This is a genomic window from Lacinutrix gracilariae (genome assembly GCF_042684485.1).
GTDB lineage: Bacteria > Bacteroidota > Bacteroidia > Flavobacteriales > Flavobacteriaceae > Oceanihabitans > Oceanihabitans gracilariae.
Genome location: NZ_JBHULM010000012.1, coordinates 78,427 through 95,165, shown reverse-complemented (window position 1 = coordinate 95,165; position 16,739 = coordinate 78,427). Strand labels below are relative to the sequence as shown.

The 16,739-nt window shown below is 31.7% G+C and carries 12 protein-coding genes, 2 tRNA genes and 1 rRNA gene; 12 read left to right on the top strand and 3 right to left on the bottom strand.

From position 1 onward, the window contains the following. Together rrf and ACFSSB_RS15325 are read left to right on the top strand one after the other, a co-directional pair. Positions 1 to 74 (top strand): 5S ribosomal RNA (gene rrf, locus ACFSSB_RS16010); the annotation flags it as partial. A gap of 311 nt (positions 75 to 385) precedes the next feature. After that, a complete protein-coding gene (locus tag ACFSSB_RS15325; protein ID WP_379905873.1) occupies positions 386 to 2,827 on the top strand; it encodes a helix-turn-helix domain-containing protein in 2,442 nt (813 codons plus the stop codon). Positions 2,828 to 2,959: 132 nt separating this feature from the next. On the opposite strand, the gene ACFSSB_RS15320 is transcribed toward ACFSSB_RS15325, so the two are convergent. Beyond that, positions 2,960 to 4,102, bottom strand: a complete 1,143-nt coding sequence (locus ACFSSB_RS15320) for an acyl-CoA dehydrogenase (RefSeq protein WP_379905871.1) — start codon at positions 4,100 to 4,102, stop codon at positions 2,960 to 2,962. Between the two features lie 92 nt (positions 4,103 to 4,194). Here ACFSSB_RS15320 and ACFSSB_RS15315 point away from each other — a divergent pair, with 92 nt between their 5' ends. The 10 genes from ACFSSB_RS15315 (at position 4,195) to ACFSSB_RS15270 (ending at position 13,177) form a co-directional block, all read left to right on the top strand. Beyond that, complete coding sequence (locus tag ACFSSB_RS15315) at positions 4,195 to 5,259, top strand: anhydro-N-acetylmuramic acid kinase (RefSeq protein WP_379905869.1); 1,065 nt, start codon at positions 4,195 to 4,197, stop codon at positions 5,257 to 5,259. Positions 5,260 to 5,331: 72 nt separating this feature from the next. Next, positions 5,332 to 6,558 (top strand): Glu/Leu/Phe/Val dehydrogenase dimerization domain-containing protein, encoded by a 1,227-nt coding sequence (locus ACFSSB_RS15310; protein ID WP_379905866.1) that lies wholly within the window; start codon positions 5,332 to 5,334, stop codon positions 6,556 to 6,558. 9 nt (positions 6,559 to 6,567) lie between these two features. Further along, positions 6,568 to 7,962 (top strand): sodium:proton antiporter NhaD, encoded by a 1,395-nt coding sequence (gene nhaD / locus ACFSSB_RS15305; RefSeq protein WP_379905862.1) that lies wholly within the window; start codon positions 6,568 to 6,570, stop codon positions 7,960 to 7,962. Positions 7,963 to 8,014: 52 nt separating this feature from the next. After that, complete coding sequence (locus ACFSSB_RS15300) at positions 8,015 to 8,716, top strand: MotA/TolQ/ExbB proton channel family protein (RefSeq protein WP_379905860.1); 702 nt, start codon at positions 8,015 to 8,017, stop codon at positions 8,714 to 8,716. A gap of 79 nt (positions 8,717 to 8,795) precedes the next feature. After that, entirely contained in the window at positions 8,796 to 9,188 is a 393-nt protein-coding gene (locus ACFSSB_RS15295; protein WP_379905858.1) for an ExbD/TolR family protein, read from the top strand. A gap of 63 nt (positions 9,189 to 9,251) precedes the next feature. Then, positions 9,252 to 10,442, top strand: a complete 1,191-nt coding sequence (locus ACFSSB_RS15290; protein WP_379905856.1) for an energy transducer TonB — start codon at positions 9,252 to 9,254, stop codon at positions 10,440 to 10,442. A 35-nt stretch (positions 10,443 to 10,477) separates the two neighbouring features. After that, complete coding sequence (locus ACFSSB_RS15285; RefSeq protein ID WP_379905854.1) at positions 10,478 to 11,329, top strand: energy transducer TonB; 852 nt, start codon at positions 10,478 to 10,480, stop codon at positions 11,327 to 11,329. A 1-nt stretch (position 11,330) separates the two neighbouring features. Beyond that, positions 11,331 to 12,548 carry a bifunctional folylpolyglutamate synthase/dihydrofolate synthase gene (locus tag ACFSSB_RS15280; protein WP_379905851.1) on the top strand — a complete coding sequence of 406 codons (1,218 nt, stop codon included), beginning with the start codon at positions 11,331 to 11,333 and terminating at the stop codon, positions 12,546 to 12,548. Positions 12,549 to 12,668: 120 nt separating this feature from the next. Further along, positions 12,669 to 12,743, top strand: a tRNA-Val gene (locus ACFSSB_RS15275). 359 nt (positions 12,744 to 13,102) lie between these two features. Next, positions 13,103 to 13,177: transfer RNA gene (locus ACFSSB_RS15270), tRNA-Val, on the top strand. A gap of 232 nt (positions 13,178 to 13,409) precedes the next feature. On the opposite strand, the gene ACFSSB_RS15265 is transcribed toward ACFSSB_RS15270, so the two are convergent. After that, positions 13,410 to 14,687, bottom strand: a complete 1,278-nt coding sequence (locus tag ACFSSB_RS15265) for a UDP-N-acetylmuramoyl-tripeptide--D-alanyl-D-alanine ligase (RefSeq protein WP_379905849.1) — start codon at positions 14,685 to 14,687, stop codon at positions 13,410 to 13,412. 156 nt (positions 14,688 to 14,843) lie between these two features. Beyond that, a complete protein-coding gene (gene gldJ, locus ACFSSB_RS15260) occupies positions 14,844 to 16,532 on the bottom strand; it encodes a gliding motility lipoprotein GldJ (protein ID WP_379905847.1) in 1,689 nt (562 codons plus the stop codon). Positions 16,533 to 16,739: the final 207 nt, after the last annotated feature.

Genomic DNA, 16,739 nt, shown 5'->3' with positions numbered 1-16,739 from the left:
CCATTCCGAACAGAGAAGTTAAGCCCATTTGCGCCGATGGTACTACATTGTGGAAGAGTAGGTCGTCGCCTTTTTTAAACCCTTCATTATTTATTTAATGAAGGGTTTTTTTATACAACAAAATCAAGAAAATCAAGTTAATTAAAGTCTTATAACTAAAGGAGTCAATTTGCTTTTTATGTAAGGTGATATTCTAAATAAAAATTATTTAACCGCTACATTCTACTTTATGTATAACAGCGAGAACGATAGTAACGGCATCCTTTTTTTTGTTGCGCATATGCAAAAAAAAGATATAGTGAATAGCGTGGTTTTATTTTTTTAAAACTCGCCATAAAAATTATTGATTTTAATTATCTTCAAGTTTTGTATTGAAATATTTATAATGGCAACAAATAGGGAATTAGATTTAGCTTGGGATTTTATAAATAACACAGATAGAAATGTGTTTTTGACAGGAAAAGCAGGGACAGGTAAAACAACTTTTTTACATAAGTTAAAGATGAAATCTTTGAAACGAATGGTGGTTGTGGCTCCTACTGGTGTTGCTGCTATTAATGCTAAAGGTGTTACTATTCATTCTTTTTTTCAATTACCTTTTGGTCCTATTTTACCAAATGAGGATTTAATTAAACCTTCTGGATTTAATAGAAAATTTAGTAAAACGAAAATTAATATTATTAAATCTATTGACTTATTAGTTATAGATGAAATTAGTATGGTTCGTGCTGATTTATTAGATGGTATTGATAAAACCTTACGTCGTTTTAGAAATAGAGATAAAGTTTTTGGAGGTTTACAATTATTAATGATTGGTGATTTACAACAATTATCTCCTGTGGTAAAAGATAATGAATGGCATTTATTAAAACCTTTTTATAAAAACGCTTTCTTTTTTAGTAGTTTGTCTTATCAGCAATGTAAACCTATTACAGTTGAATTAAAACATATTTACAGACAGGATAACCCTGTTTTTATTAATATTCTTAATGAAATTAGAACTAACCGTTTATCTGCATCCTCTGCAGAAGAATTAAATAAAAGGTACCAGCCAGATTTTTCGCCTAGCGATAATGAAGGTTATATTTCATTAACTACACACAATAATAAAGCAGAACTAACTAATAAAGATGCCTTAGATTCGTTAAAAGGAAAAGCGGTTATTTACAATGCTAAAGTAGAAGGTAAATTTCCAGAATTTTCATACCCTAATAAAGAAGAGCTTAAGTTAAAAGTAGGAGCTCAAGTAATGTTTATTAAAAATGATAGTTCTGCAGAGAAGCGCTATTTTAATGGTAAAATAGGTAAAGTTATTTTATTAGATAAAGATGAAGTAGTTGTAAAGTGTCCTGATGATGATTTTAATATTATTACTACTCCAGAAATTTGGGAAAATATTAATTATTCTGTAGATGCAGATACAAAAGCTATTACAGAAAATAAAATTGGATCTTATACACAAATGCCTTTGCGTTTGGCTTGGTCTATTACTATACACAAAAGTCAGGGTTTAACTTTTGATAAAGCTATAATTGATGCAGCTGGAGCATTTGCTCATGGACAAACCTATGTAGCGCTGAGTCGTTGTAAAAGTTTAGAAGGATTGGTTTTAAAAAGTAAAATTAATTCTAGTCAGATTATTAGTGATAGTAATGTAATTTCGTTTAATAAAGATGCGGAAGAAAATCAACCTAATGATATTATTCTTCAGCAATCTATTGGCGATTTTCAGCTTAACTTAATTTCAGAAATATTTAATTTTTACAAATTTTTATATCCAGTAAATCGTGTTTTAGATATTTTTTATAAAAATAGAGGTAGTATTGAAGGTAATGTGGAAGCTCCTTTTGTTTCTATTAAAGATTGTATTACAAACTTATTAAAAGTAGCAAATGCTTTTAAGGCACAACTGCAAGAATTATCTGAAACTTCATTAATACCAGAAACCAATAAAGACTTACAAGAACGTTTTGTAAAAGCGATTCATTATTATACCGCTCAAGTTGAAACTAAAATTATAGATACTTATAAAAGCTTTAGTTTTACAACCGATAATAAGGCTGTAGAAACGGAACTTACAAAAGCATTAGATTTATTTGAAGAATTATTAGCCACAAAGCAACTTTATTTTAAAGGATTAAATAAAGAATTTAATGCGAATACCTTTTTAGAATTAAGAAGTAAATCTGTTTTTTTAGCAAAACAAGCACCTAAAAAGCCTAGGAAAGAAATTATTGATGGCACGACTAATGTAGAGCTGTTTGAATTGCTTAGAGAATTAAGAAATAACATAGCTAATGATAAAGGTTTAATTCACTACCAAATATTTAATCAAAAGTCATTATATGAAATGTGTGAAACGCTACCAACTAATCAAACCGAATTATTAAAAGTAAGTGGTTTTGGTAAAACACGTGTAGAGAAATATGGTTCTGAAATTTTAAAAGTAATTAGAGCGTATTGTGACGAAAATGATATAGAAACTTCAAAAGATGCAGAAATATTTGAAGCACCTAAACCAAAGAGGCAAAAGGGAGATACTAAAAAAATATCTTTAGAGTTATTTAAATCCGGAAAAGCAATAGAGCAAATTGCTATGGAACGCGATTTAAATGTAAATACAATAACGGGGCATTTAGCAAGTTTTATGGATTCTGGAGAAGTAAAGATAACCGATTTAATTTCTGAAAAACATTATAAAGAATTAATAGAAATTATACCAAAACATAGTTTTGAAAACCTATCAGACCTTAAACATCAAATTGATGATAAATATACCTATGGTGAAATACGTTTAGTGTTAGATGATATAAAAAATAATAAGTAAAATAGTACAAACTCTAAAGCTTATAAACCTTTGTTTTTTTCATCTTAATGAGAATGTTATTTTTATAGAAGGGCAAAAAAAAAGATTCAACTAAAAGTTGAATCTTTAAAATATAAAAAAGGTGTTTCTTTTTTAGGCTTTAATCAATCCTCTTGAAATTACAATTTTTTGAATTTCAGAAGTACCTTCATAAATTTGAGTAATTTTTGCGTCACGCATTAAACGTTCTACATGGTATTCTTTTACAAAACCATTACCACCATGAATTTGAACTGCTTCAACTGTTTGTTCCATTGCTACCTTAGAAGCGTATAATTTTGCCATAGCACTAGACATATCGTAATTGTTACCTTGATCTTTGTCCCAAGCAGCTTTCATAACAAGCATTCTTGCAGCTTCAATTTCAGTATGCATATCAGCTAATTTAAAAGCAATTGCTTGATGGTTACAAATCTCTGTACCAAAAGCTTTACGTTCTTTAGAGTATTTTAATGCCAATTCATAAGCTCCTGCAGCAATACCTAAAGCTTGAGATGCAATACCAATTCTTCCACCAGAAAGTGTTTTCATTGCAAATCTAAATCCAGATCCATTGGCACCAATTCTATTTTCTTTAGGTACTTTTACATCATTAAATTGTAATGTATGTGTGTCACTTCCACGTATTCCTAATTTGTCTTCTTTTGGTCCAATATCAAATCCTGGAGTTCCTTTTTCAACAATAAATGCATTAATACCATGAGAACCTTTGTGTTTATCGGTTTGTGCAATTACCAAGTAAACATCAGCTCTTCCTCCATTAGTAATCCAATTTTTAGTTCCGTTAAGTATATAATGATCTCCATGATCTATAGCAGTTGTTCTTTGTGAAGTTGCATCACTTCCTGCTTCTGGTTCGCTTAAACAAAATGCACCTATTTGTTCTCCAGTAGCAAGTTTTGTTAAGTATTTTTGTTTTTGTTCTTCATTTCCGTAGGCTTCTAAACCATAGCAAACTAAAGAGTTATTTACAGAAACCATAACAGAGGCAGATGCATCAATTTTAGAAAGTTCTTCCATTATTAAAACATAAGAAATAGCATCCATTCCGCTTCCTCCATATTTAGGGTCTACCATAATTCCCATAAAACCAAGGTCTCCCATTTTTCTTACTAATTCCTGCGGGAAAGTTTGTGTGTTATCACGTTCAATAACTCCTGGTAATAATTCTGTTTGTGCAAAATCTCTTGCAGCATCACGAATCATTAAATGTTCTTCTGTTAAATTAAAATCCATAGTTTTGTTAAATTGGTTTTATGATAAAAAATGAGAGCAAATATAACTTTTTAATAGCATATTTTCAATAGGTATTACTATTTTTACAGAATATGTTAAATAATCAATATAAAATAATAGGAGTTATGTCTGGAACATCACTAGATGGAATAGACCTAGCATACATTATCTTTAATTTTACAGACCACTGGAATTTTAAAATAGAAAAATGTTCTACCATAGCTTATTCTAAAGAATGGACACACGTACTTCAAAATTTAGTATCTAATACATCAAATAGTTTAAAAGAAATAGATTCAGATTACACGAAGCATTTGGCTAAAGTGATTCTTGATTTTATTAAAAAAAATAATATTCACGATATAGATGCTATTTGTTCCCATGGTCATACAGCATTGCATCAACCCGAAAAAGGAGTAACCTACCAAATAGGAAATTTAAAAGAATTGGCAACTTTAAGCAATACTAAAGTTGTTTGTGATTTTAGAGTACAAGATGTTGCACTAGGAGGTCAAGGTGCTCCACTAGTGCCAATAGGAGATAAACTATTGTTTTCTAAGTATCATTACTGTGTAAACCTTGGTGGTTTTGCTAATATTTCTTTTGAAGAAAATAATCAACGCATTGCTTTTGATATTTGTCCTGTAAACATTGTATTAAATCATTATGTTCAAAAATTAGGTGTAGAATTTGATGACCAAGGAAAATTAGCAGCAACAGGAAACATTAATACCCAATTATTAGAACAACTTAATACTTTAGACTTTTATAAAGAGCCTTACCCAAAATCTTTAGGATTAGAATGGGTTAAAAAAGAAGTTTTTCCTTTAATTGATGTTTTTTCAATAGCAATTAAAGATATTTTAAAAACGTTTGTAGAGCATATAGCCATTCAAATTGCTAATGAAATAAACAAAAAAGAAAATGCAACTGTTTTACTAACAGGAGGAGGAGCATTTAATACCTATTTAATAAACCAAATAAAAAATAGAACAAATAATAAGGTAATAATACCTTCTACAGAAATTATAAATTATAAAGAGGCTTTAATTTTTGGACTTTTAGGAGTGTTAAAATTAAGAGAAGAAGTAAATTGTTTAAGCAGTGTAACAGGAGCTAGTAAAAATCATAGCTCAGGAAAAATTTATCTGCCTTAAAAATATTATAAATTTAATATAAAGCTCTTTTTGTTTTTTATATTTGTTTAATTGAAATAACTAACTAAATTGATGAAAGAATTACTGAGTAAGTATGAAAATAAAGAACCTGAAATAGTGTTTAATTGGAAAGATCCAGAAACAGATGCTGAAGGTTGGACAGTAATAAACTCACTACGCGGAGGAGCCGCAGGAGGAGGAACAAGAATGCGTAAAGGCTTAGATATGAACGAAGTTTTATCTCTAGCTAAAACCATGGAAGTAAAATTTACAGTTTCTGGGCCAGCTATAGGTGGCGCAAAATCAGGAATTAATTTTGACCCAAAAGACCCTAGAAAAAAACAAGTTCTAGAACGTTGGTATAAAGCAGTTTCCCCTTTATTAAAAAGCTATTATGGTACAGGAGGAGATTTAAATGTAGATGAAATTCATGAAGTAATTCCAATTACCGAAGAAAGTGGTGTTTGGCATCCACAAGAAGGTGTCTTTAATGGTCACTTTAAACCTACAGAAGCAGATAAAATTAATAGAATAGGACAATTACGCCAAGGTGTAATTAAAGTGATAGAAAACCCTAATTTCTCTCCAAACGTTGCCAGAAAATATACCGTTGCAGATATGATTACAGGTTTTGGTGTTGCCGAAGCTGTAAAACAATATTATACTACTTATGGAGGATCTGTTGTTGGTAAAAAAGCAATTGTTCAAGGATTTGGTAATGTAGGTTCTGCAGCAGCATTTTATCTTTCGCAAATGGGAGCAAAAGTTGTTGGAATTATTGATCGTGCAGGTGGTTTAATAAAAGAAGATGGTTTCTCTTTTGAAGAAATTACAGAGCTGTTTTTAAATAAAGACGGAAACACTCTAGTAGCAGATAATCTTATTCCTTTTGAAGAAATAAATGATAAAATTTGGTCTTTAGAAACACAAATATTTGCACCTTGTGCAGCATCTAGATTAATTACACAAGACCAAATAGACCAAATGATAAACACAGGTTTAGAAGTTATTTCTTGTGGAGCAAATGTACCTTTTGCAGATAAAGAAATTTTCTTTGGTCCTATAATGGAGCATACAGACAATCGCGTTAGCCTAATACCAGATTTTATTTCTAATTGTGGTATGGCAAGAGTCTTTGCTTACTTTATGGAACGTAAAGTGCAAATGACAGATGAAGCTATTTTTAATGATACTTCAGAAATTATTAAAAAAGCAATAGAAAAAGTACACAACAAAAACCAATCTAAAAAAGGCATTAGTGCAACAGCATTTGAAATTGCATTAAGTCAACTTATATAACACAATTTTATGGGAACAATAATTATTTTAGTATTTGTATTAGGTTATTTAGCAATTACTTTAGAACACAGCATTAAAATAGATAAACTAATACCTGCCTTAGTCATGATGGCTATTTGTTGGGCTTTAATTGCATTAGGAATTGATAGTTTTCCGCAATGGTTTGACTCAGGAAAACATAGTTTACTAGAAAACTTCGGATTGCTAGGACACGAAGAAAAAATGCACATGATGGAAGAAACTCTTTTACATCATTTAGGTAAAACCGCAGAAATTTTAGTATTCCTTTTAGGTGCAATGACCATTGTAGAAATTATAGATTATTTTGATGGTTTCTCTACTATTAAAAGCTATATTAAAACAAAAAAGAAATCTAAAATATTATGGATTTTTGCTTTTCTTGCTTTTATGCTTTCTGCAATAATAGATAACTTAACAGCAACCATTGTTTTAATATCTATACTTCAAAAAATAATAAAAGAAAGAGATGTACGTGTTTGGTATGCAGGTTTAATTATCATAGCTGCTAACGCAGGAGGTGCTTGGTCTCCAATTGGAGATGTTACCACAACCATGTTATGGATTGGTAAAAAAGTAACTACAGGACATTTAATAGGTTACTTATTTGTACCTTCTTTATTATGTATGCTTGTACCTACTTTTATTGCTTCGTTCTTACCAGCTTTTAAAGGAAATTTAGAAACTGTAGAAGATGATAGTGATAAACCAAAAAGTAAATATAGCGCAACCATGTTATACCTAGGTTTAGCAGGTATAGTATCTGTTCCTGTTTTTAAAACAATAACTCACTTACCTCCTTATGTTGGTATGATGTTAGCTTTAGGTATTGTTGCCATTTTTGCAGAAATATACAGTAGCTCTAAGTTTAGTATTACTAGTCATGATTCAGATGAAAGTGATGCACATGCACACCATAGTCCTGTTCATCATTCTCTTTCAAAAATAGAAATGCCAAGTATCTTATTTTTCTTAGGTATTTTAATGGCTGTTGCAGCTTTAGAATCTTTAGGAATTTTATTCGGTTTTGCTTCAAGCTTACAAGACACTATGCCAATGCTAGGTACAGAATTACACCATGCAGGTGTTTCAGATTTAGTAGTACTATTATTAGGTGTTGGTTCTGCAGTTATTGATAATGTACCTTTAGTAGCAGCAAGTTTAGGAATGTTCTCTGAACCTATAGATAATGAACTTTGGCACTTTATAGCATATTCTGCTGGAACAGGTGGTAGTATGTTAATCATTGGTTCTGCAGCAGGTGTTGTTGCAATGGGAATGGAAAAAATAGACTTCTTCTGGTATTTAAAAAAGATAGCTTGGCTAGCCTTAGTAGGGTTTATTGTTGGTGCAGCTGCATTTATGATTACAAGAACTTTATTTTAAACATACTTAAGTAAAAATATCAACGTTAATACATTAGTAAAAACAAATGTTTATGTTAAACACAATAGCACAAGAGGTTCAAGATGGAGCCGAATTATTAACAGATGGCGAGTCTGTAGAAAAAACACTTTCAGTAATAGAATTAATATCTAGTGGTGGTACTGCAGGTATAATAATCATGGCGATACTATTTGTTTTACTTATAGTTGCTATCTATATTTATTTTGAAAGAATTTTTGCCATTAAAGCAGCATCACAAGTAGATGCAAACTTTATGAACCAAATTAAAGACCACGTATCTAACGGTAAAATTGATGCCGCACAAATGTTATGCGTTCAACAAAATTCACCTGTTTCTAGATTAATAGGAAAAGGAATTAGTAGAATAGGAAAACCCTTAGAAGATATTAATACAGCAATTGAAAATGCTGGAAGACTAGAAATTTACGGATTAGAAAAAAACGTAAGTGTACTAGCTACTATTTCAGGAGCTGCACCAATGATAGGATTTCTTGGTACAGTAATAGGAATGATTTTATCTATTTTTGAAATTGCCAATTCAGGTGGTTCTATAGATATTAAAACCCTTGCAGATGGTTTATATACAGCAATGACTACAACCGTTGGAGGATTAATTGTTGGTATTGTAGGTTACGTAGCATACAATCATTTAGTAGTAAAAACAGATAAGGTTGTTTACCAAATGGAAGCTAATTCTTTAGAGTTTTTAGACCATTTAAACGAGCCAGTTTAAATTATTACTAAGATGCTAACATTGTAAAATGGAGTGAATCTTAGTAATAATTAATTTTTAATCCTTTCAATAAATAAGTATGAATTTAAGAGGAAGAAATAAAGTAACACCAGAATTTAATATGTCGTCAATGACAGACATTGTATTTCTGTTGCTTATCTTTTTTATGATTGCATCCACACTTGTTTCGGCAGAAGCTATCGATTTATTATTACCAAAATCGTCAAGCAAAACAACCCAAACAAAAAATGTGTCTGTAAGCGTAGATAACGATGTTAATTATTATGTAGATATGAAACAAGTTTCTAAAGATAATTTAGAAGCCGAAGTATTAGCAAAAGTTGGCGAAACAGATACACCATCCATTACCATTCGTTCAGACCAAGATGTAGAAATGAAACATGTAGTCTTTATCATGGATATTGCTAATAGAAATAAAATCAAGTCTACTTTAGCAGTAAAATCGCAATAAGTTATTTCCCAAAATTGGCATGCAGATTGCAGTCTATTATATAAGGAAGAATACATAATGTAAATGAAATACTTCACTACCAAACACGAAAAAAATGCAGCAAAAATAACAACATTAATCACGTTGATTATTGTTTTGCTGCTTTTTGTTGTTGGTCAAGATTATAAAGAAGAACCAGAAGAATATGGTATTGCAATAAATTTTGGTAGTGGTGCACCAGCAGGCGGAAACGTTCAGCCAAATAAAGCAGAAGTACAAGAAGAAGCGCCTCAAGAAGAAATAGAGGAAGAAGCAGAACCAGAAGTAGAAGAAGAAATAGCTGAAGAAGAAGTTGCAGAAGAGCTTTTAGAAGAAGAAGAAATTGAAGATACTAGCGAAGAAGACGCTAAAGCTGAAGCAGAAGCTAAAGCGGAAGAAGAAAGACTTCTAGAAGAAAAATTACAAGAAGAAAAAGCAGCTGAAGAAAAGGCCCTTAAAGAAATTGAAGAAGCTAAAAAAGAAGCAGCTGAAGCAGAAAGAATATTAAAAGAAGAAGCCGAAGAAGCAGAACGATTAAAAACCGAAGAAGAAGCAAAACAAAAAGCAGCAGCAGCAAAAGCGGCCAAGGAAGCTAAGGAAGCTAAGGAGGCTAAGGAGGCAAAACAAAAAGCCGAAGCAGCAGCTAAAGCAAAAGCAGCAGCTGAAGAAAAATTAAAAAAAGATAAAGCCGCAAAAGCTAAAGCAGCAGCCAAAGCAAAGGCTGACGCAAAGGCAAAGGCAGAAGCCAAAGCAAGAGCTGCAAAAGCAGCAGCAGAAGCTAAAGCAAGAGCTGCAGCTAAAGCAAAGGCAGATGCAAAGGCTGCAGCAGATGCAAAAGCTAAAGCAGACGCAGCAGCAAAAGCAAAAGCAAATGCAGGTGGTGGTGAAACATCTTTTGCTTTAATAGAAAAGGCTCCTATTTATCCAGGTTGTGAAGGAGGAAGCAATGCTGCTATAAAACAATGTATGAGTGATAAAATTAAAGCGTTTATCATGAAAAACTTTGATACAGACTTAGCTTCAGATTTAACAGGAATTCAAAAAATAAATATTTCCTTTAAAATAAATACTTCGGGTAATGTGGTAAATATAAGCGCAAGAGCAGTAGACCCAAAATTAGTGGAAGAAGCAAAACGCGTTACTAGGTTATTACCTAAAATGAAACCAGGAATGCAACAAGGTAGTCCTGTAACAGTTTCCTACGGATTACCAATTAGAATTAAGATGAGCGAATAGTTTTATACTATTCACATTGTAAGCATGAAATCTAAATGAAATACCTTAATACCAAACACGAAAAAAATGCAGCAAAGATAACAACGCTAGTAGCGTTAATAATCATATTGCTAATTTTTGTTGTAGGACCAAAATATATGGATCCTCCAGAAGAGTATGGTGTTGCAGTAAATTTTGGTACCACAGATTTTGGATCAGGTAATGTACAACCTACAAAACCTATAAAATCAGAAGACCTAAATATTAATAAACCAGCAGAAACAGAACCAACAGAAGCTGCTGAACCTACAAAAGCAACAGAAGCTACAGAAGAAGTTTTAACCCAAGAAACCGAAGAAGCCGTTGCTATACAAAAACAAAAAGAAGCAGAAGCTAAGGCTAAAGCTATTGCAGATGCTAAAGCCAAAGCCGAAGCAGATAGAATAGCAAAAGAAAAGAAAGAGCAAGAAGAAAAAAAGAATAAACTAGACGCCTTAATTGGTGGTGTTAGTAATAGCGAAGGAAGTGAGTCTGGTAGTGAAGGAGATGATGATAAAGCAGGAGATAAAGGCCAGTTAAACGGAGATCCTTATGCACCAAGTTATTTTGGAGAGCCAGGTTCTGGAAGTGGAGGAGTAGGTTATGGTTTAAACGGAAGAGGAACACCTTCAAAGCAAGTATATAAGCAAGATTGCAATGAGTCAGGAATGGTTATTGTAAAAATAGTGGTAAACAGAAATGGTAATGTAGTAGAGGCAATTCCTGGAGTTAAAGGAACCACAAATACAGCTTCTTGTTTATTAGAACCAGCCAAAAAAATTGCTTTATCTCATAAATGGAGAGCAGATAATAAAGCGCCAGCTAAACAAGTTGGTTTTGTAAAAGTTAACTTTAACTTAGGGCAGTAAAATGACATATCAGGATACAGTAAATTGGATGTTTGCACAACTTCCAATGTATCAACAACAAGGCAAAAAAGCGTTTAAAAAAGACTTAAGTAATACCTTAGTTCTTGCTAAACATTTAAAAAATCCAGAAACTAAATTTAAAAGTATTCACGTAGCAGGAACTAACGGAAAAGGCTCTACAAGCCACATGTTAGCTTCTGTTTTACAAAAAGCAGGCTATACTGTTGGTTTATATACTTCGCCACATCTCAAAGATTTTAGAGAACGCATCAAGATAAACGGCAAAGAAGTGAGTAAACAGTTTGTAATGGGTTTTATTAAACGAAATAAAGCGTTTTTTGAAAGCCAGAAGCTTTCTTTCTTTGAAATGACAGTAGGTATGGCTTTTGAATATTTTCAAAAACAAAAAGTAGATATAGCCATTATAGAAGTAGGTTTAGGCGGAAGATTAGATTCTACAAACATTATTTCTCCAGAAGTTTCTGTGATAACAAATATAGGATTAGATCATACGCAGTTTTTAGGAAACACCTTAGAAGCTATAGCAGAAGAAAAAGGAGGAATCATTAAAAGGAGAACACCTGTTGTTGTAGGTGAGACACAAGAAGAAACAAAACCTATTTTTAATAGATTGGCAAGTAAAGCCGATTCTAAAATATACTATGCAGATGCATTAATTAATAACACCTTAAAAAGCGATTTAAAAGGAAGTTACCAAACAAAGAATATAAAAACCGTTTTGCAAACAATAAAAGTATTGCAAGATCAAAATTGGTGTATTTCTACTAGTAATATAGAAAATGGCTTATTACAGGTGGTAAAAAACACTGGGTTAAAAGGAAGATGGCAAATTTTACAAGAAAACCCTAAAGTAATATGCGATACTGCGCATAATCAAGAAGGTTTAACTTACGTCATGAAACAATTGCAAGAAGAGACTTTTAATACGCTTCATATTGTTTTTGGTGTTGTAAATGACAAAGATTTAGATTCTATAATTGACCTTTTACCTAAAAATGCGACGTATTATTTTTGTAAACCAAATATTCCTAGAGGCCTGGATGCAGAAGCACTATTTAACTACTTTAAGGGAAAAAACTATGTAGGTGCTATTTATAATTCTGTAAATGAAGCATATAAACAAGCGTTGATAGAAGTTGAAAAAGAGGATGTAATTTATGTTGGAGGCAGTACTTTTGTTGTAGCAGAAATAATTTAAAAAAAAGTTTAAAAAAGTTTTTGAGAATCCAAAAACAAGTCTATATTTGCAGTCCCAAACAATAGGGCTTTAATCAAAACGATTAAAGAAAAGGTTACCGAAACCTTTAAAAAATAAGTCGGGCGCGTAGCTCAGTTGGTTCAGAGCACTTGGTTTACACCCAAGGGGTCAGGGGTTCGAATCCCTTCGCGCCCACAGAAATAAAAATCCTGATACTTTAGTATCGGGATTTTTTATTTTAAAGAAGATTCTAATACATCTATTCTTTTTTAAAAATATAAAGGGAATAAAACTTAGTAATTGTAGCTATTTACTCGTTTCTAAAATGTAGTTGTAAATCTTTAAAAGAATAGTGTTTGCTTATATTTTTGTGTGTACTTTCTGTTTTAAAGTCGTTTTAGATAGGTGTCTGAAAGTTTTTTTAAATAAAATAGCAATGTTCTCTTAAAAAAGTTTTGAGAATTAAAAAACAGGTGTATATTTGCAATCCCAAATAATGGGGCTTTAATCAAAACTGATTAAAGGTAAGGTTACCGAAACCTTTAAAATAATTCGGGCGCGTAGCTCAGTTGGTTCAGAGCACTTGGTTTACACCCAAGGGGTCAGGGGTTCGAATCCCTTCGCGCCCACAGAAAATAAAATCCTGATACTTTAGTATCGGGATTTTTTGTTTTAAACAAACTGCTAACTGCTTTATCTATTTGACTAATTAATATCATGATAAAACAAAGTAATACTAAGCTTTTATAGAAAGCTATAAATTAGTATTACTAGGAGCTAAGCTTAATAGGAATAAATAAAAAAAGCTTCCTTTAAATAAGAAGCTTTATAGTTTTAATGAATTTAAAATAAGTAAGACCATTACAAGCTGTCTAAAACCCTTTCTAAAGCCATACCTCGTGATCCTTTAACCAATAGAGTAGCGTCATTAGGTTTAGTAAAACTGTTTTTAAAATCTTCAAAAGTCTTGTATTTGCTTATGGTATGAGATACGGTTTCAGTTTTAAAGAAATTTTCACCAACTAAATAGGCGTGTTCTATTTTTAAATCAAGTAATAATGCTGCAATATTGTTGTGTTCTTTTTCGGCTTCTTTTCCTAATTCAAACATATCCCCTAAGATTACTATCTTATTTTCCTCTTTTAAATTAGAAAAGTTTGTTATTGCGGCTAACATACTTGTAGGGTTTGCATTGTATGCATCCAGTATTACTTTGTTGTTTTTTATTGTAATTATTTGTGATCTGTTGTTTTTTGGTGTGTAATTTTCAATACCGATTTTAATTTTTTCTAATGGTACATCAAAATGTTTTCCAATACTAATAGCAGCACATACATTGGTGAAATTATAGGCTCCAATAAGGTTAGAGGCAATGCTGGTGTTTTCTGCTTTTAATTTTACAAAAGGATTTGCTTCTACAAGTTCTATTTTATAAAAATTGTTATTGGTTTCTGAAAAGCCATAGGTATTGGTATAAGTATTTAATTTTTCTAGTTGAATAGGATCATCTGCATTGAAAAATATAAATTTATTGTTTGCTGTTAAATAATTATATAATTCGGTTTTTCCTTTTATGACACCTTCGGTACTACCGAAACCTTCTAGATGCGCTTTTCCAAAATTGGTGATATAACCAAAATCAGGTTGCGTTATTTGACAAAGAAATTCAATTTCATGCAAATGATTTGCTCCCATTTCAACAATACCTATTTCTGTATTGCTAGACATAGATAGTAAAGTTAAGGGAACACCAATATGATTATTTAAGTTGCCAACAGTAGCTACTGTTTTATATTTTTGAGATAGCGTAGCATTTATTAATTCTTTGGTAGTTGTTTTTCCGTTACTACCTGTTAAAGCTATTATTTTTACTTTCAAATAGTTTCTATGGTATGTAGCTAGTTCTTGTAGGGTTTGTAGTGTGTCTTCAACAAGAATGGTTTGGTTGTTTATTACAAACTTCTCTTGATCAATTACAACGTATTTAGCGCCATTTTCTAGTGCTTGAGCTGCAAATGTATTCCCATTAAAATTATCGCCTTTTAAAGCGAAAAACATACACTCTTTTTCTATTTTTCTTGTGTCTGTACTTACATTATTACTTTGTAAAAACAGTTTGTGCAATTCTGCTATCTTCATACGTTTTTCTTAATTATTTTTAGCTGTACTATACTCTTCGTTCTTCATTATTCACTAAAGAGATATAATATTTGTTAGTTGCTTGTTTTGCAAAATAAATGTATAAAAAAAAGTCCTGACTAGTGTCAGGACTTTTTTAATTTATAAAAAGAAATATTAGTTCTTTGTTTTGTTTTTTCCTTTGGTTTTAGAACCTACACGAGACATTGCACATCTAAATCCAATATAGTCTGTAGCCATATCTTGTGGGAAGTAACGTCTTTGAGCAGGATCTAACCAGTACTCTCTGTCTTTCCATGAACCACCTTTGTAAACTCTTACTTCATCATTAATTAAAGAAGTACGTTTGCTTGATTGGTCATACTCACGTATCATAGCTCCAGTAGAATCTGTTTGTACTTGGTGCTTTGGTGAGTTGTACATTTTTCTAGTTACTTCAGCACTTTCACTTGCTTCTCCTTCTTCTTCATCAAAAGAATCTGCGTATTGTCTAGAAGAACGTTTGTCACCATCTCTAAAGTTACGGTTATCACTTCTATCAAAGTTTGTTCTTAAGTAAGTTTCGTTTTCATCAACTCCTACTTGAGCAATTTCTCCAGGAAGGTTTCTTGCAATAACTTTACCGTTAGATAAAGTGTCATAAACGATATCATCAGAAGTAACAATTTTTACTGTACCATCTTCATTTAAAGCGTTTTTAGTATAAACGTTTCCTCTATAGTAGTTAAAGTCATTAAATTCATCATCTACAATAGGTCTGTAAACATCAGCTACCCATTCAGCAACGTTTCCTGCCATATCATATAAACCGTAATCGTTAGGTTGAAATGACATTACTTGTTTTGTAATATCTGCTCCATCATCACTCCATCCAGCAATTCCACCATAATCTCCTTTTCCTTGCTTGAAGTTAGCCATTTGGTCACCACGAACTTTACGTTTTCCAGTACGTGTGTATTGTCCACTCCAAGGGTATTTTTTTCTACCTCTGTATGTGTTGTAGCTTCTTACGTCAGACATTCCTAAAGCAGCATATTCCCATTCTGCTTCTGTTGGTAGTCTGTACATAGGAGAAATGATACCTGTTTCTCTTGTAGCAAATTTATTTGTTTGGTTTCCTTCAGCATCTGTTCTAATATTTCTATTACGTTTTCCACCGTCAGGAACAATTATTTCTTCGTTACCAGCATATGTTTGCGTTGGCGCATTAATATAAGTATCTGTGTTAAAGTTAGCATCTGCTGTAGCTTCTAAAGTTTTAGCATCTCTTTTAAGGTAACCAGCTTGTTCTAGATTTAACTCATTATATCTGTCTGATCTCCAGTTAGCAAATTCAACTGCTTGAATCCAGCTAACACCAACTACAGGATATTCTGCATATGCAGGATGACGCAAGTAATTGTTTGTCATAACTTCATTATAACCTAAACGGTTTCTCCATACTAAAGTATCAGGAAGCGCTCCATTATAAATTGCTTTAAAGTTATCTTCAGTAGGAGGGTAAGTAGATTTTAACCAGTATAAGTATTGTGAGTACATAAAGTTAGTAACCTCAGATTCATCCATGTAAAAAGATTGAATGTGTTGTTGGTTAGGAGTGTTGTTCCAATCATGCATTACATCATCTTGAACTTTACCCATTGTAAAAGTACCACCTTCTACAAAAACCAAACCAGGAGCAGTTTCTTGCTCTTTAAATTTTTCATTGTACTGAAAACCACCTTCTTTAGCATTTATTTTCCAACCTGTTGCTCTAGAGGTGTTTTTAGAACTTGATCTTTTACAGCTAACTGCAGTTACAGATACTGCTAAGATTAATAATAATATTACTTTTTTCATGTTCATACTTTTAAAGTAAGCTTCTTGTTATTTTTAGTGACGCAATATAAGAATTAAAGCCAATACTACAAGTAAAATTGTAAAAATTGATTAAAAAAAAATTGCATTTCACCCTTATTATTAAACATTATAACGATGTTTTTTATGGTTTCATCGTTCTTTAGTAGAACTAATAACGCACATTTTTATAAAATATTATTGTATTTTTGATTC

What these genes read in the sequence shown, in the direction of transcription:
- ACFSSB_RS15325 (WP_379905873.1), top strand. Translation starts at nt 386, where the DNA reads ATGGCAACAAATAGGGAATTAGATTTAGCTTGGGATTTTATAAATAAC.
- ACFSSB_RS15320 (WP_379905871.1), bottom strand. Translation starts at nt 4,102, where the DNA reads ATGGATTTTAATTTAACAGAAGAACATTTAATGATTCGTGATGCTGCA.
- ACFSSB_RS15315 (WP_379905869.1), top strand. Translation starts at nt 4,195, where the DNA reads ATGTTAAATAATCAATATAAAATAATAGGAGTTATGTCTGGAACATCA.
- ACFSSB_RS15310 (WP_379905866.1), top strand. Translation starts at nt 5,332, where the DNA reads ATGAAAGAATTACTGAGTAAGTATGAAAATAAAGAACCTGAAATAGTG.
- nhaD (WP_379905862.1), top strand. Translation starts at nt 6,568, where the DNA reads ATGGGAACAATAATTATTTTAGTATTTGTATTAGGTTATTTAGCAATT.
- ACFSSB_RS15300 (WP_379905860.1), top strand. Translation starts at nt 8,015, where the DNA reads ATGTTAAACACAATAGCACAAGAGGTTCAAGATGGAGCCGAATTATTA.
- ACFSSB_RS15295 (WP_379905858.1), top strand. Translation starts at nt 8,796, where the DNA reads ATGAATTTAAGAGGAAGAAATAAAGTAACACCAGAATTTAATATGTCG.
- ACFSSB_RS15290 (WP_379905856.1), top strand. Translation starts at nt 9,252, where the DNA reads ATGAAATACTTCACTACCAAACACGAAAAAAATGCAGCAAAAATAACA.
- ACFSSB_RS15285 (WP_379905854.1), top strand. Translation starts at nt 10,478, where the DNA reads ATGAAATACCTTAATACCAAACACGAAAAAAATGCAGCAAAGATAACA.
- ACFSSB_RS15280 (WP_379905851.1), top strand. Translation starts at nt 11,331, where the DNA reads ATGACATATCAGGATACAGTAAATTGGATGTTTGCACAACTTCCAATG.
- ACFSSB_RS15265 (WP_379905849.1), bottom strand. Translation starts at nt 14,687, where the DNA reads ATGAAGATAGCAGAATTGCACAAACTGTTTTTACAAAGTAATAATGTA.
- gldJ (WP_379905847.1), bottom strand. Translation starts at nt 16,532, where the DNA reads ATGAACATGAAAAAAGTAATATTATTATTAATCTTAGCAGTATCTGTA.